Origin of the sequence: Lacrimispora sp. (assembly GCF_031982545.1) — a bacterium.
Classification (GTDB): Bacteria; Bacillota; Clostridia; order Lachnospirales; family Lachnospiraceae; genus Lacrimispora.
The window spans coordinates 36,197-49,451 of sequence record NZ_DALYXB010000006.1 but is presented as its reverse complement, the minus strand read 5'-3'; the positions used below and the strand labels follow the sequence as shown (position 1 = coordinate 49,451).

The window sequence follows — 13,255 nt, the reverse complement described above, 5'->3', positions numbered from 1 at the left end:
TTTATGAAATTAACTGTTTTAGTTGATAATAATACTTTAATTGATCAATACCTTTTAGGAGAGCCTGCTGTCAGTTATTATATGGAAGATGAAGATGAAAAAATATTGTTTGACACTGGATATTCTGACGTGTTTATCCATAATGCGAAAAAACTGCATATTGATTTAGCTGATATCACAAAAATCGCTTTTTCCCATGGTCATAATGATCACACTGGTGGGTTTCATTTCTTAAGAGATCAATATGATTTATCCCATGTAGAACTTTTTGCCCATCCGGATGTTTTTAAGCCAAAGATAGCGTCTGGTGAAAATGTCGGTTTTAATCTTACAGAAAATACGGTAGACAAAATCAGTCATTTATCTGTCACAAAACATCCTGTTTCTATCAGCAATAATATTGTTTTCTTAGGAGAGATACCCATTACTCACTCGTTCGAGGCAAGAACTCCCATCGGGGAGAAAGAAATATCCCATAGTTGTTATCTCGATGATTACGTGATGGACGATTCTGCCCTTGTTTATAGATGCAGCAAGGGCCTGTTTATTATTACAGGATGCTCTCACAGCGGTATCTGTAATATTATCGAATACGCTAAAATCGTTTGTAAAAACGAAACTGTCTTAGGAGTAATTGGAGGTTTTCATCTTTTTCAAACAGGCGCAAGGCTTGAGCAGACAATTCAGTATTTTCTCGATAATAACATTAAGGAATTATACCCTTGCCATTGCGTCTCTTTCAAGGTTAAAGCCGAAATAAACAGCCGCATCCCCATCCATGAAGTAGGTGCCGGACTGACAATCACGATTTAAATTGACTCACGACAGCGCTGCGGCCCACTTTGCCGCGCTGTCAATGCTCTCGGGATTTTTCTTAGGTTCCACAAATGCAATCTCACCTACAAATTTATTCTCCGGCAATGCCTCCTTTAGCTTTGCAAAACACTTTGCTGCTCCTCCCCCGCCATGGCTTGCAAATATTGCAATCTTTTTATTAACAATCTTATAATCGTTAATAAAACTTCTGATAGGTGGAGCAAATGATCCCGCCCAAACCGGTGTTCCAATAATAATTGTATCATAACGGCTCAGATCAATGCTTTCGTTTGTCAACGTCGGCTTATCTCCAAAAACAACACTTTTTCCGCCCCAAAAAAACTTTCCAATTCCCTCAGTCGGATACTTCTTACTTGTCTTTAACTCAATAACATCCGCATTTAATGTCTCCCCAATTTTTTCCGCTATCAATTTCGTATTACCTTCAAATGAAAAATATACAACTAAAGCACTCTTCATTATGATTCCCCTTTCTCAATTATAATTTTCTTTGCTTCTACAGCCCAATCCTTCATTGCAGAATAAACATGTACCCCACACAGCGCAGTCAGATGGCTATAAGTACAATCAATCCCCTCACCCGTTAACTTGCTAAGATTCTCCATACAGTCTTTCATTTCTTTTACCAGTTCTTCATTTCTCCTGATAAAGTCATCCAGGTGACCGATTAACACTTCCGATTCAGTATTCTCTCCAAAAGAGATTTTAAGCAGTATTTCATAACGAAGCTTTTCAATCTCCGGTTTCTCGCGCAGCCATTCCGAAAGTTCTTTTCTGCCCGCTTCGGTAATGCTGTATACGATTTGTCCCCGTCCGTTACCATGTTCTCCCTTGTCGGAGCAGACAGCCAATCCCTGCGCAACCAGTACCTTTAAAGTGGGATATATCTGTCCATAGCTTTCCTGCCAAAAATGACTGTATTCATTTTCCAGCCATTTTTTAATTGTGTAACCGGTCAGCGGCATACGGGCAAGCATTCCCAGTATGACAAATTTTGACTTTCCAGTGTTTTCCCTCATTCGTATACCTCCAAGTTTTATATAGCATTATGATATATCATATTGATATATAAATCAAGTATAAATTCAACAAATTATAATTCTTCTATTTATGCTGACTTAAAAAACAAATACCATTTGTTTATGGAATAAAGAGAATGGTAATAGACCAGTACCTATGATATAATATCCACCAAAAGACAGTAAATTAAATACGCAAATACAAAAAAGTTTTTAAGGTGGCCACAAATTGACAAATAATAATAATAATAATAATAATAATAATAATAATAATAATAAAAACAAATACGCTGATTACGCGTTAAAACTAAAAATAGATTGCAAAAATTGCAGCGGTTTATGCTGTGTTTCTTTATACTGCACAAAGACAGATGGATTTCCTGCAAACAAAGAGGCTGGAATACCATGCGCCTATCTCGACTCCGATTATGGATGTAACATACATTCCAAACTAAGTGAAAAGAATTACAAAGGGTGTATCGCTTATGACTGTTTTGGCGCGGGCCAAAGAGCCACTCAACTCTGTCTGACTAATGGCACCTGGAAAACAAATCCCAAACAGGCAGACATGATATTCGAATCGTTTATGATTGTATTTCAGCTTCATCAGATGCTATGGTATTTGGTAGAAGCATTTCAGTTAACATCTGATAACAAATTAAAATCAACCATAGATGAACTGATACAGGAAAATGAACAGATTGCAGAAATGCTTCCAGAAAACTGTTTAAAGACAGACCTTTCAACATACCGGTTAAAAGTAAATACCATTTTAAAACAAATAAGCAGCATAATTTCAATCAGTACATCTACAAGCAGGCATTCAGACATGATGTATCTGGGCAAAAATTTTAAAAAGGCAAATCTGGACGGAAAAGATTTCAGTATGTCACTTATGATTGCCGCCAATTTTACAGGCTGCAGTTTGAAGAAAACCAATTTTTTAGGTGCCGACATCCGTGATGCCAACGTTAAAGATACGGATTTAAGTGAGAGTATATTTTTAACACAGATGCAGATCAACTCCGCAATTGGAAATAAAAATACCAGGCTGCCGGACAATCTAAGCCGTCCGGCAGCCTGGTTCTAACAAAGTTAAATAGTATGTTCTAATATCTTTCAAGTACAATTAACCCGTCACCTTTAAAATCATGCATGGACACAGAGGTTTCTCCGGCCTCAGGCGTCAGCCTGACTCTGGCGGTTCTTCCAGTAGCCAGATCCACCGCTTTGCCGTAATATCCTTTCAGTTCCTTTCCAATCACAAGCTTTGTCGTATAAGGAACATAGATAAGATACCGCTCATCATTGGTTACAGCCATCCGAATCTGCTCTGATTTCCCAAGTAAGAGCTCCTGTACAGGAATCAACTCTTCAATACCATTCACTTCCAGAAAGTTAGCAATAAACCCGTAATCCCAGGCACCTGGAAAATGAATTGCCTCCCACACAGGAAACGCCTCATCAAATCCTTCACCCAATACAGGATTGGCTTTCTTTCCTGTTTTTTTCCAGTTCCAGATTCCATGGGCACCATACGTAACCCCTGCACATGCGCCAGACAAAATTCCGCTCCACGCTGCCTTACGTAAGTCATATGGCTGAAAACGGCCGTACATCTTCCGGCTGTATCCCATCTGCTCATAGCAGGGTTCTGCGTTTACAATCGGTTTTACCGGATAATCCCTGTAGAATTTTTCAGCAAGGAGATAAGCCATATCCTGTCCTTCCGCAAAATGTCCTGACTGGTACATATAAAAATCCAGGCGGTCTAAAAACTGTTCCGGTATATAATCATATCCCCTCTTAATATGCATGGTTTTTAATGATTGGGGAGATTTCTCACATACCGTTTTAAGTGCCGCTTCATAATAGGAAACTGCCTCTTCCGTATCAAAATCCGTATCTCCGCTGACAACATAGATGGGATCAAACTCATCAAATACTTCCACTATTTTTTCTGTATAAGTACTGATAAACTCCTCCGGCATCACATTTAAATCTACCAGTCTGCTTCCCCAGGTTCCCGGAACATAATTAAGCCACAATACCACCAGTGCCAGCTGAAATCCTTTATCAACAGCCATGCGGCACATCTGTCGTGCTCGTTCATAATACGCATCATCCCACTTGGTAAAATCAAATTTCTGACCATCCTCTGTGTAAAACGGATATAACCCCACATCGGACATACATCTGTCCCATTGCGGCAGTGTATTAATCTGCAGCACATTGAATCCCTGAACCCAGCGTCTTTCCAGATAATCTTCCCACTCCTCCAAAGTGATTGAAGTAAATGCGCTCCAAACCGTATCTGCCAGGTAAAAGAAATTCCGGCCCTCCAGTGTAAAACCCCTCTTGTTTTCATGTATCTTAAGTCTGCTCATGGAAAACCTCCAAATCTTTCATTACCTGGGAATACAACGAATCATACAATTTCCTGCCACAGCCTTTTTTTCCTCTGTAGTTAAAATATCTGCATAATCACTGCTGTTTGTTACCAAAACCATGGTAGTTACATCATAACCTTCCTGCCTGATCCTGTTTAAGTCCGCCTTAATAAGAAGATCACCTTTCTTAACCCTGTCACCAGTTTTTACGAAAAGCTCAAAAAATTTACCTTCCAGTTTCACCGTGTCTAAACCAACATGAATAAAAACCTCAGCCCCCTGATCCGTCATCATCCCCACTGCGTGATGATATGCAGTTTCAACTGTTCCATCACAAGGAGCATAAAATGTGCCGTCATCCGGCAAAATTGCACTGCCTTTCCCTAATCCGCCTCCTGCAAATACAGGATCCTTTACTTCAGATAATGACAGGATCGTTCCGTTTACAGGTGCTGCTAACTCTTCTTCCTGTTTAACCACATCGGCTGAAGTCTCTGTTGTTGTATCTTCAAGAAGCATATCATCACTGAATCCAAACAGATACGTACAAATGGCAGAGCCAAAATAGGCAATGGCGCATGCCGCACAGAATCCTGCAAATCCCACTCCGATATAACCGGTTAAGGTAAGAAGGCTGGTTCCTAAAACGGTAGGAGCACCTGCACCAACTGCTGCAGTGATTGCTCCTGCAATACCGGAAAAAAATGCCCCAATAAAGAACGGCTTTTTGTATTTTAATGTTACTCCATAAATGGCTGGTTCTGTAATACCGGCAAGCACTGCTGAAAGCGCTGCAGGTCCGGCAATATCTTTTACTTTTTTATTCTTAGTCTTTAGAAATACTCCCAGCGCAGCTCCCGCCTGAGCAAAATTGTTAGGACCTGTTATCGTAAACAGAGTATCTCTTCCATACTGTGAAATGTTATTGATGACAATGGGAATAAATCCCCAATGAAGTCCAAACATAACCGCAGCCGGCCATACAAGTCCAAGAATAAAGCCTGCAATAACCGGATTGACAGAAACCAGAGCTGTATAACCTCCTGCCAGAATTTTTCCCGCAAAATCAGAAACCGGCCCAATTACCAGGAAGGTAGAAGGAACCATAATGACAAGCGATAATAGAGGTGTGAAAATATTCTTAACTATATCCGGAAGAATACTTCTAAGTCCTCTTTCCAGCTTAGAAAGTACATAAACGGAAAGAATAATTGGAATTACAGATGAAGTATAGCTTACAAGAACCACCGGAATATTTAAAAATGTCAAAGACTCCTTTGCTGCAAACGCTGCAGTTATGTTGGGATACATCAGTGCAGAAGCAATTGCCACTGACACAAACGGATCTGCCTTAAATCTTTTTGCTGATGTATAGGCAAGGAAAACCGGAAGAAATGTAAATACCCCATCTGCCGCTGCAAATAAAATACGGTAGGTTCCCATCTCCGTTGACAGCCATCCCATTGTTGTAAACAGAATCAGGAGTCCCTTTAATAAACCGGCTCCCGACATTGCTCCCAGTATTGGCGCAAAAATTCCGGAAACCGTACTCATGAACATGTTAATAATATTTTTATCACTGCTCTTTTTATCATCCGTATCCATATCCCCGGCCCTAATGGATGACGTTGCTAATATAGCATCATACACATCCCCTACTGCATTTCCGATCACCACCTGCAGCTGACCACCCGCTTCCACCACCGTTATGACTTTTTCCGTCTGGCTCAGCCTTTTTTTATCAACTTTAGCTGAATCTTTAATCTGAAAGCGCAGTCTGGTTGCACAGTGTATCAGGGAATTAACATTACCCGCTCCCCCTACGCTGGCCACAATCTGTTTTGCCAGCTCATCGTAATTTTTCTTAGCCATGATTATCCCTCCTGAGATTGAGTCATACCTTTCATACCTTCTTTGTATCAAGTATTGTAAACTCATACTATCACCCGTTTTTTTCTCAATCAATCCCCCTCGGACATTTCTCCGTATCAATCAAAACACCATAGAAAACCGCCACGTTTTTCCATATTTTTTATGCATTTATTATAAATTTTTAAATTAAATTTAAAAAATATTATTTGTAAATGTACTTGTTTTTATCAAATACGCTTTCTCCCTCCAGCAGTCTGGTTTTGTAATAAACCCGGACCATCTCCCCTTCTTCATTTTCAATATGCCTGATCAAATGACTCATGGCTGCTTTATGCCTCATTGTATGGGTCCCTTTTATCAGGGTAAGATTTATTCCAGGTATACTAAGATTTGGAAGTGCGTCAAACCCGATTAAGGAGATTTCTCTTGGCACACGGATATTCCGTTCCAAAAGGGCTTTGCTTACTCCCAGGGATACCACGGAGCTTTCCAGAACAAATGCGGTGGTTTTTCTGAGACCTCCATCCAGATACCGGTTCATAGCTTCATATACTTCATCAATCTGGTTTCCTAAGCGGATAATGCGGCTGCTTCCGTCTCCACAGTGCCGTTTTTCCATTTCCTCTACAAATGCTTCTCTCCGCTCTGTAAAATTAAAGATATCAACCTTTTCTGCAAGATAGGTAATATAACTGTGCCCTTTATCAACCAGATAATCTACCGCTCTGCAGATTCCTTCTTTATTATCAATGAGAAAGCTGTCCATCCCCTGTTCATAGAACAGATTGTCTCCCACCACTACAGGAATTTTAAGCTGTCCAAAAGGATAAATATCACTGTAATTCATTTCCGCTGCCATCATGTAGATTCCCTTTATAGTTCCGCTCCTGCATTTATTCAGCAATTTCTCCAGACTTCCTGTCTTTTCGTAAAACTCCTGGTAATCAAACCTGTATCCCGCTTTATTACAGATGTATTCAAAATCATCAAAAAGCAGAGGGTTCCGTTTATTTTCCCTCTGCTTTAAAATAATTCCATGCTTAATATAGTTAAGCATCAGCACAGTTCCCTTACTTTCGGTATACTCTGCCCTTAACCTGCTGTTATTCTTTTCTTCTTCCATCAGAATATAATTCTGAATCCGCTTTCTGGTTGAGGGTTTAACCCCGGGCTTATTATTTAACGCCAGAGAGACGGTCGCCGGTGAAATTCCCAAAGCCGCCGCAATATCCTTTGCTTTCAGCCTCATAGCCGTATCCTTTCTTTTATGATCGTTTAGCCACCGGCATTTAGGCAGACCAGATTAATTCCCTCCTTCCAGCGGTTTTTTCTCTCATTTCTGCTATCCTTGTCCATGTGACTGTTATAAATTTCATAATCTATATTGGTAAATATTTTGCTCCTGTCATAAACCCCAGCAGCGATTCCTGCCATGTATGCTGCTCCGATGGCAGAAAGCTCTTCCTGTTTTGATACCCGCATACGAATATCTGATATATCAGACTGAAACTGCATTAAATAGCGGTTTCCAGCAGGCCCACCATCTGCACACAACTCTTTTAGGACTTTATTACTGTCCTTTTCCATGGCAGTCAGTATGTCCGCTACCTGGAAGGCAATGCTCTCAACTGCTGCTTTTACCAGCTCTGCTTTTCCTGTCGTCCGGCTCATACCTAAAATCATGGCTCTGGTATTTTCCATCCAGTAAGGCGCAGAAAGTCCGGAAAATGCCGGAATTAATACAGCGGTATCCTTTTGATTTGCATTATGAACCAGTACTTCCGCTTCTTCCTCCGAGCAAATAAGACCCATCTCGTTTTTCAGCCAGGAAATAACTGCTCCTGCATAATTAATATTCCCCTCTAAAACATATTCTACACGGCCTCCCATTCCCCAGGCAAGAGATGTGGCAAGACCTGTACTGCTTTTTACAAATGAATCCCCGGCATTCATCATAATAGAGGATCCCGTTCCATAGGTTGCCTTTGCCTGTCCCGGCATATGGCATCCCTGCCCAAACAAAGCGGCGTGAGAATCTCCCATTACTCCATATATAGGTACCGGCTCATCAAGATACCCCTCAAAATCAGTATAACCAAAGCAGGCATCACTGGAACATACTTCAGGCAGTGCCTTTATTGGTATTCCAAACATCTGGCACAGATCTTCATCCCATTTCAGGGTATGGAGGTTAAATAACTGGGTTCTGGATGCATTGGAGTAATCTGTAAAAAAACTGCATCCCTTTGTAAGCCTGTAGACCAGATAACTGTCCATTGTTCCCAGACAATAAGATTCCTTTAAAGAGACATTTTCTAAAAGCCATGTCATTTTAGCCGCCGAAAAATAGGGTGAAAGAGGAAGCCCTGTCTTCTCATAAATATCATCACTGCAGTTTTTAAAACGGTCAGCGATCCGTGCTGCCCGGTTACACTGCCAGACAACGGAATTGGCAAACGGCTCCCCGCTCCGGCTCCATATGGCAGTTGATTCTCTCTGATTACTGATTCCTATTGCTGCCACGCTCTCTTTTCCTATGTCGGAACAATCCAGTACTTCCCTTACAACTAAAATTGTATTTTCATAAATTTCTTTTAAATCGTGGGAGATCCAACCCTTTTCATTGACAATCTGCTTATGCTTTCGGTCTGCCCTGCCAATTAATTTACCCTTATCATCGAAAAGCACTGCCTTTGTTCCCTGTGTGCTCTGATCAATAGCAACTACACATCTCATTTTACCAGCCCCTGACTCAATCCCGCTATAACAGCCCTTTTTATTCCCTGATCGTCCAGTCCATAATATTGAAATATTTCATGATTTGTACCTGCAATAATATGTCCGTCAGGGAGCGCAAGGTTCACCACCTTTTTGGGACAGCTGGCGGATACAATCTGTGCCACCATGCTCCCAAGTCCCCCGTAAGGAGAATGCTCCTCTGCTGTCACAATCAAATCAGCCTTTTCTGCCGCATTAATCACAGCGTTCTCATCCATTGGCTTTAAACAATACATATCAATGACTCCAACACGATACCCCTCACGTTCCAGCTCCTTTGCTGCTTTTACAGCATAAGGAACCAATTCTCCGCAGGATATAATGACGGCATCTGTTCCCTCCTTAATCACATTGGCTCGATTCAGTTTAAAATCCATATTCTCTTCATATACATCCTCAGTGGCAGAACGGCTGACTCTTACGTAAGCAGGCTTTTCATCCTCAAGAAGTGACTCAATCAGCTTTCTTGTCTGAAAGCGATCGCAAGGCAGATAAACCCGCATATCAGGCAGACTTGCCATGGCAGCTATGTCCTGACAGGAATGATGAGTCATACCCAGTGCTCCGTAGCTGACACCTCCGCTGATTCCGATTAACGTTACATTGGTCTTTGAGTAAGCCACATCAACCTTTACCTGTTCGTAGCTTCTGGTAGACAAAAAGCTTGCTGGCGATGCCGCAAAAACCTTTTTATTGCAGGAAGCTAAGCCCGCAGATACAGATACCAGATTCTGCTCCGCAATTCCTACTTCAACAAACTGCTTCGGGTACTGTTCTGCAAACGGTGCCAGGGACGCGGAACCCCTGGAATCAGAACATACCACCACAATATCCCGGTCTTTTTTTGCTGCATCCAAAAGAGTATCACAAATTACCTGACGGTTTGTTACCTGACTCATGCCAACACCCCCTCTAATTCTTCTACTGCCTTTCTGTATTGCTCCTCTGTCATGACACCATGATGCCATTTCTTCTGGTTTTCCATAAATGACACCCCTTTTCCTTTTGTGGTATGGGCAAGAATGACTGAAGGCTGACCTTTTTTCGCCTCAGCTTCCTGGTAAGCGGCAAGAAGCTGCTTACAATTATTTCCATCTTCCACTTCTATAACATACCAGCCAAACGCCTTGAATTTTTCACCCAGATCATCACTTTTCATGGTCTCCCCAGTCGTCCCGCTGATTTGAAGACCATTTAAATCGACGGTTGCACACAACTGGTCCAAACCGTAATGTCCGGCTGCCATCATTGCTTCATAATTTGATCCCTCAGCCATTTCACCATCTCCCAAAACAACATAGGTTCTATATGACCGTCCATCCATTCTGGCTGCCAGTGCCATCCCTGCTCCTAAAGAAAGTCCGTGTCCTAATGATCCGGAATTCATCTCAATTCCAGGCACATCTGTGTTGGGATGTCCAATAAAAATAGAACCAAAGCTGCTAAAAGTGTCTATGGCCTTCTGCTTATCAAAAAATCCCAGTTCACCCAGAGTTATGTAAAGTGCATCCGTACAGTGTCCCTTGCTAAGCAAAAAGCGGTCTCTGTCATCAGACTTCCAGTTTTTGGGATTCACATTCATCACTTCAAAATAAAGCACGGTTAAGATGTCAATCACACTTAAATCCCCGCCAATATGACCGGCTTTCGACCGATATACTTCCTCTATTATATCCCTTCGAAGTTCATAAGCCTTCCTAGTGAGTCTGTCCATGTTCCTTCACATCCTTTCTTATTCTCCCCGAATCCAAGCTTTTACTTCTTCGTCATTGTTATCATAAAGATCCGGTGAAATACCAATATACTTACATGCCTCATACAGAACCGGCACCACGTTTTTATGAATACCCACGCAGTGATGGATATAAGGCCCTTCTACAATTTTAGCTTCCAGCCGCTTTAAATTTTCAACCTCCACCCATACATAAGTTCCCTTGGTGTAAGGTCCCTCGATTCCTTTCGCATTGCCAAGAAGCAGACTGTACTCTCCGTTATCACCATCAAAGCGGCAAAGGGTCATCTCTCCCAGTTTTGCCTGAGCTTCCACGGCTCCCGGATGGCTGAAAGCAAGAGGATATCCAATTGACGGTTTACAGGATGCGCAGGAAAGAGGCCAGGGACCGCAGTGCTGCAGAAGTTCTCCATTCTCATTATCAGGATGCCTGACAGTCCAGTCAGCAAAAAATGTCCTTGCTTTCCCAAGTCCTGCCGCCTCACACATAATCGCTGTAATTGCACCATGAATATCAGTCTCACATACAACAGGAAGTCCCTCTTCATTTAACAGACTGTTTGCCGCACAGGGCATAATTCCGATTTCTTCCTGAAGTGCATTCCAGCACTGCAAGGCAATCCCATTGCATCCATAACGGTCTGCCAGAGCTCTCATAGCCGCTTTTAGCGCTGCCACAGTCTTAAGGTCCTCATCCTTTATGTTTACTTCAAAATTTTTCTTACAGTAACTTACGATCTCCTGAATCTTATTCTCATCTTCTCTTACCCGCTTCATTTCTTTCGTCAGCTCCGGCATGGGGATGGGCGCCAGCTGAATATTAAAATTCTCAAGAAGTTCCCCTTCATTACACATAGTGGACCAGAAATCAAATGGCCTTGGTCCAATTTGAAGGATCCGGGTCTTTTTAAAAGCCTTTACCACATTACATACAGCCAGGAAATTAGTGACACCTCTGTAAAAAGCCTCATCCTCCAGACGGCAATTACATAAATAAGTGAATGGAATCTTAAATCTTCGCAGAACCTTTCCTGTTGCAAAAAGCCCGCACTGACTATCCCTGAGACGGATTCCGTTTTCATCCGGCCGCTCATCTCTCGGTCCCCAAAGCAGTACTGGTACGCCGCATTCCCTGCTGAGTCTTGCTACCTCATACTCTGTACCAAAGTTACCGTGGGGAATAAACAGACCGTCAATTTTTTCTGCCTTGAATTTCTCTGCAATTTTTATTCTGTCATTTTCACTGTGCAGCAAACCATCCTCTGAGATATCTGTAATATCTACGAAAGTAACTCCCATTTCCTCCAGTTTTTTTCTGGTCAAATCTGCATACTTAACTGCATCCGGCGCAGAGAAAATACTCCTTCTCGTCGGTGCGAATCCCAATACTACATTTGTCATACACATGTCTCCTTTTTTTAACTGCTATCCATATTATTTACTGGAGCCAACTTAATTACAATTAATAGTTAAGTGAAATAAAGTATTTTCTTGACTTAATTCACTTAATCTGTTACGTTGGTAATTAAGAAGTCTGTCAGTAAGAAAGGAGCCCATTTTGATGTCCATAACAGCAAAGGAACTTGCTAAACTGCTTAATCTGTCAGAAGCTGCTGTCTCCATGGCTCTTAACCATAAACCAGGAGTCAGCACTCAGACAAGAAAGAAGGTCATAGAGGCTGCAAAAGAACATAATTTTGATTTTTCAAAAATAAAAGATACCTCTCAGAGCACCAGCCCTCACGGCATAATACAATTTATCATATATCGGAAAAATGGCGCTGTTGTTTCAGATACCCCCTTCTTTTCCCAGTTATCAGAAGGAATCGATGCCGGTTGCAAAGAGGCCTGTTATTATCTGAACATCTCTTATCTTTATGAAGAAGATGATATTCCAGCCAAGGTTTCCGAAATGGTACGGTTAGGCTGCCGGGGAATTCTGCTTCTTGGAACAGAGATGGGGGAAGAAGACTTTAAACCATTTTTAAATCTTCCCGTACCCGTTGTGGTAGTAGATACCTGCTTTGAAAACCGGAGCGCCGACTGTGTCATAATTGATAATGTGCAGGGTGCATTTTTTGCAGCAAACTATCTGATCAGAAAAAGGAAAAAGCAGCCCGGATATCTAAAGTCCTCCTACCCCATCAAGAATTTCGAGCAAAGATCTGACGGCTTCTACCAGGCAGTCAGAAAGAACGGCATGTCCGTTTCCAATTCAAAAGTCCACAAACTATCTCCGTCCATGGATGGCTCCTATGCTGACATGGCGGCTGTTTTAAAACAGGGAGAAACACCGGCAGACTGTTATTTTGCAGACAATGATCTCATTGCAGCCGGAGCCATTAAAGCACTGAAGGAATATGGTTACGGGGTTCCACAGGATGTGGCCGTAATTGGTTTTGATAATATGCCTTTATGTACGTTCCTTGACCCACCCCTCACAACCATCCATGTTCCCAAACAGTATATGGGAATGATGGCAGCAAAGCGTATGGCAGAACTTATCAATACGAAATCTTCATACCCTGTAAAAATTGAAATCGGCACCACTCTGGTTTTAAGAAAATCTACTTAATATTTTGTGGCATAAAAAAAGAGAACAGATTTGAAAAACTCCAAATCCATTC

General features: G+C 41.8%; 12 protein-coding genes. 3 read left to right on the top strand and 9 right to left on the bottom strand.

What is annotated here, in order from left to right; translation table 11 throughout:
• Positions 1-3: 3 nt before the first annotated feature.
• Positions 4-813 (top strand): MBL fold metallo-hydrolase, encoded by an 810-nt coding sequence (locus ABS301_RS11260; RefSeq protein ID WP_349672321.1) that lies wholly within the window; start codon positions 4-6, stop codon positions 811-813.
• Between the two features lie 6 nt (positions 814-819).
• Here ABS301_RS11260 and ABS301_RS11255 read toward each other — a convergent pair whose 3' ends face one another.
• Together ABS301_RS11255 and ABS301_RS11250 are read right to left on the bottom strand one after the other, a co-directional pair.
• A complete protein-coding gene (locus ABS301_RS11255) occupies positions 820-1,296 on the bottom strand; it encodes a flavodoxin family protein (RefSeq protein WP_349672320.1) in 477 nt (158 codons plus the stop codon).
• Complete coding sequence (locus ABS301_RS11250) at positions 1,296-1,856, bottom strand: PadR family transcriptional regulator (RefSeq protein WP_349672319.1); 561 nt, start codon at positions 1,854-1,856, stop codon at positions 1,296-1,298. The genes ABS301_RS11255 and ABS301_RS11250 overlap by 1 nt, the downstream gene beginning before the upstream one ends.
• A gap of 229 nt (positions 1,857-2,085) precedes the next feature.
• Here ABS301_RS11250 and ABS301_RS11245 point away from each other — a divergent pair, with 229 nt between their 5' ends.
• Positions 2,086-2,946: a pentapeptide repeat-containing protein gene (locus tag ABS301_RS11245; protein ID WP_349672318.1), complete on the top strand. Its 861-nt coding sequence runs from the start codon at positions 2,086-2,088 to the stop codon at positions 2,944-2,946.
• A gap of 19 nt (positions 2,947-2,965) precedes the next feature.
• Here the strand turns inward: ABS301_RS11245 and ABS301_RS11240 are convergent, their stop codons facing one another.
• The 7 genes from ABS301_RS11240 to ABS301_RS11210 form a co-directional block, all read right to left on the bottom strand.
• Positions 2,966-4,243 (bottom strand): glycoside hydrolase family 140 protein, encoded by a 1,278-nt coding sequence (locus ABS301_RS11240; protein WP_349672317.1) that lies wholly within the window; start codon positions 4,241-4,243, stop codon positions 2,966-2,968.
• A gap of 21 nt (positions 4,244-4,264) precedes the next feature.
• A complete protein-coding gene (locus ABS301_RS11235) occupies positions 4,265-6,118 on the bottom strand; it encodes a beta-glucoside-specific PTS transporter subunit IIABC (RefSeq protein WP_349672316.1) in 1,854 nt (617 codons plus the stop codon).
• 202 nt (positions 6,119-6,320) lie between these two features.
• Complete coding sequence (locus ABS301_RS11230; protein WP_349672315.1) at positions 6,321-7,367, bottom strand: LacI family DNA-binding transcriptional regulator; 1,047 nt, start codon at positions 7,365-7,367, stop codon at positions 6,321-6,323.
• A gap of 26 nt (positions 7,368-7,393) precedes the next feature.
• The gene (locus ABS301_RS11225; protein WP_349672314.1) at positions 7,394-8,854 is read right to left on the bottom strand and encodes an FGGY-family carbohydrate kinase; all 1,461 of its coding nucleotides are present in this window, start codon (positions 8,852-8,854) and stop codon (positions 7,394-7,396) included.
• On the bottom strand, positions 8,851-9,795 hold the full coding sequence (locus ABS301_RS11220; protein ID WP_349672313.1) for a transketolase family protein: 945 nt from the start codon (positions 9,793-9,795) through the stop codon (positions 8,851-8,853). The genes ABS301_RS11225 and ABS301_RS11220 overlap by 4 nt, the downstream gene beginning before the upstream one ends.
• Positions 9,792-10,610, bottom strand: a complete 819-nt coding sequence (locus ABS301_RS11215; protein WP_349672312.1) for a transketolase — start codon at positions 10,608-10,610, stop codon at positions 9,792-9,794. The genes ABS301_RS11220 and ABS301_RS11215 overlap by 4 nt, the downstream gene beginning before the upstream one ends.
• Before the next feature lie 18 nt (positions 10,611-10,628).
• Positions 10,629-12,029 carry an L-fucose/L-arabinose isomerase family protein gene (locus ABS301_RS11210; protein WP_349672311.1) on the bottom strand — a complete coding sequence of 467 codons (1,401 nt, stop codon included), beginning with the start codon at positions 12,027-12,029 and terminating at the stop codon, positions 10,629-10,631.
• A gap of 160 nt (positions 12,030-12,189) precedes the next feature.
• Here ABS301_RS11210 and ABS301_RS11205 point away from each other — a divergent pair, with 160 nt between their 5' ends.
• Positions 12,190-13,203, top strand: a complete 1,014-nt coding sequence (locus ABS301_RS11205) for a LacI family DNA-binding transcriptional regulator (protein ID WP_349672310.1) — start codon at positions 12,190-12,192, stop codon at positions 13,201-13,203.
• Positions 13,204-13,255: the final 52 nt, after the last annotated feature.

What these genes read in the sequence shown, in the direction of transcription:
- ABS301_RS11260 (WP_349672321.1), top strand. Translation starts at nt 4, where the DNA reads ATGAAATTAACTGTTTTAGTTGATAATAATACTTTAATTGATCAATAC.
- ABS301_RS11255 (WP_349672320.1), bottom strand. Translation starts at nt 1,296, where the DNA reads ATGAAGAGTGCTTTAGTTGTATATTTTTCATTTGAAGGTAATACGAAA.
- ABS301_RS11250 (WP_349672319.1), bottom strand. Translation starts at nt 1,856, where the DNA reads ATGAGGGAAAACACTGGAAAGTCAAAATTTGTCATACTGGGAATGCTT.
- ABS301_RS11240 (WP_349672317.1), bottom strand. Translation starts at nt 4,243, where the DNA reads ATGAGCAGACTTAAGATACATGAAAACAAGAGGGGTTTTACACTGGAG.
- ABS301_RS11235 (WP_349672316.1), bottom strand. Translation starts at nt 6,118, where the DNA reads ATGGCTAAGAAAAATTACGATGAGCTGGCAAAACAGATTGTGGCCAGC.
- ABS301_RS11230 (WP_349672315.1), bottom strand. Translation starts at nt 7,367, where the DNA reads ATGAGGCTGAAAGCAAAGGATATTGCGGCGGCTTTGGGAATTTCACCG.
- ABS301_RS11225 (WP_349672314.1), bottom strand. Translation starts at nt 8,854, where the DNA reads ATGAGATGTGTAGTTGCTATTGATCAGAGCACACAGGGAACAAAGGCA.
- ABS301_RS11220 (WP_349672313.1), bottom strand. Translation starts at nt 9,795, where the DNA reads ATGAGTCAGGTAACAAACCGTCAGGTAATTTGTGATACTCTTTTGGAT.
- ABS301_RS11215 (WP_349672312.1), bottom strand. Translation starts at nt 10,610, where the DNA reads ATGGACAGACTCACTAGGAAGGCTTATGAACTTCGAAGGGATATAATA.
- ABS301_RS11210 (WP_349672311.1), bottom strand. Translation starts at nt 12,029, where the DNA reads ATGACAAATGTAGTATTGGGATTCGCACCGACGAGAAGGAGTATTTTC.
- ABS301_RS11205 (WP_349672310.1), top strand. Translation starts at nt 12,190, where the DNA reads ATGTCCATAACAGCAAAGGAACTTGCTAAACTGCTTAATCTGTCAGAA.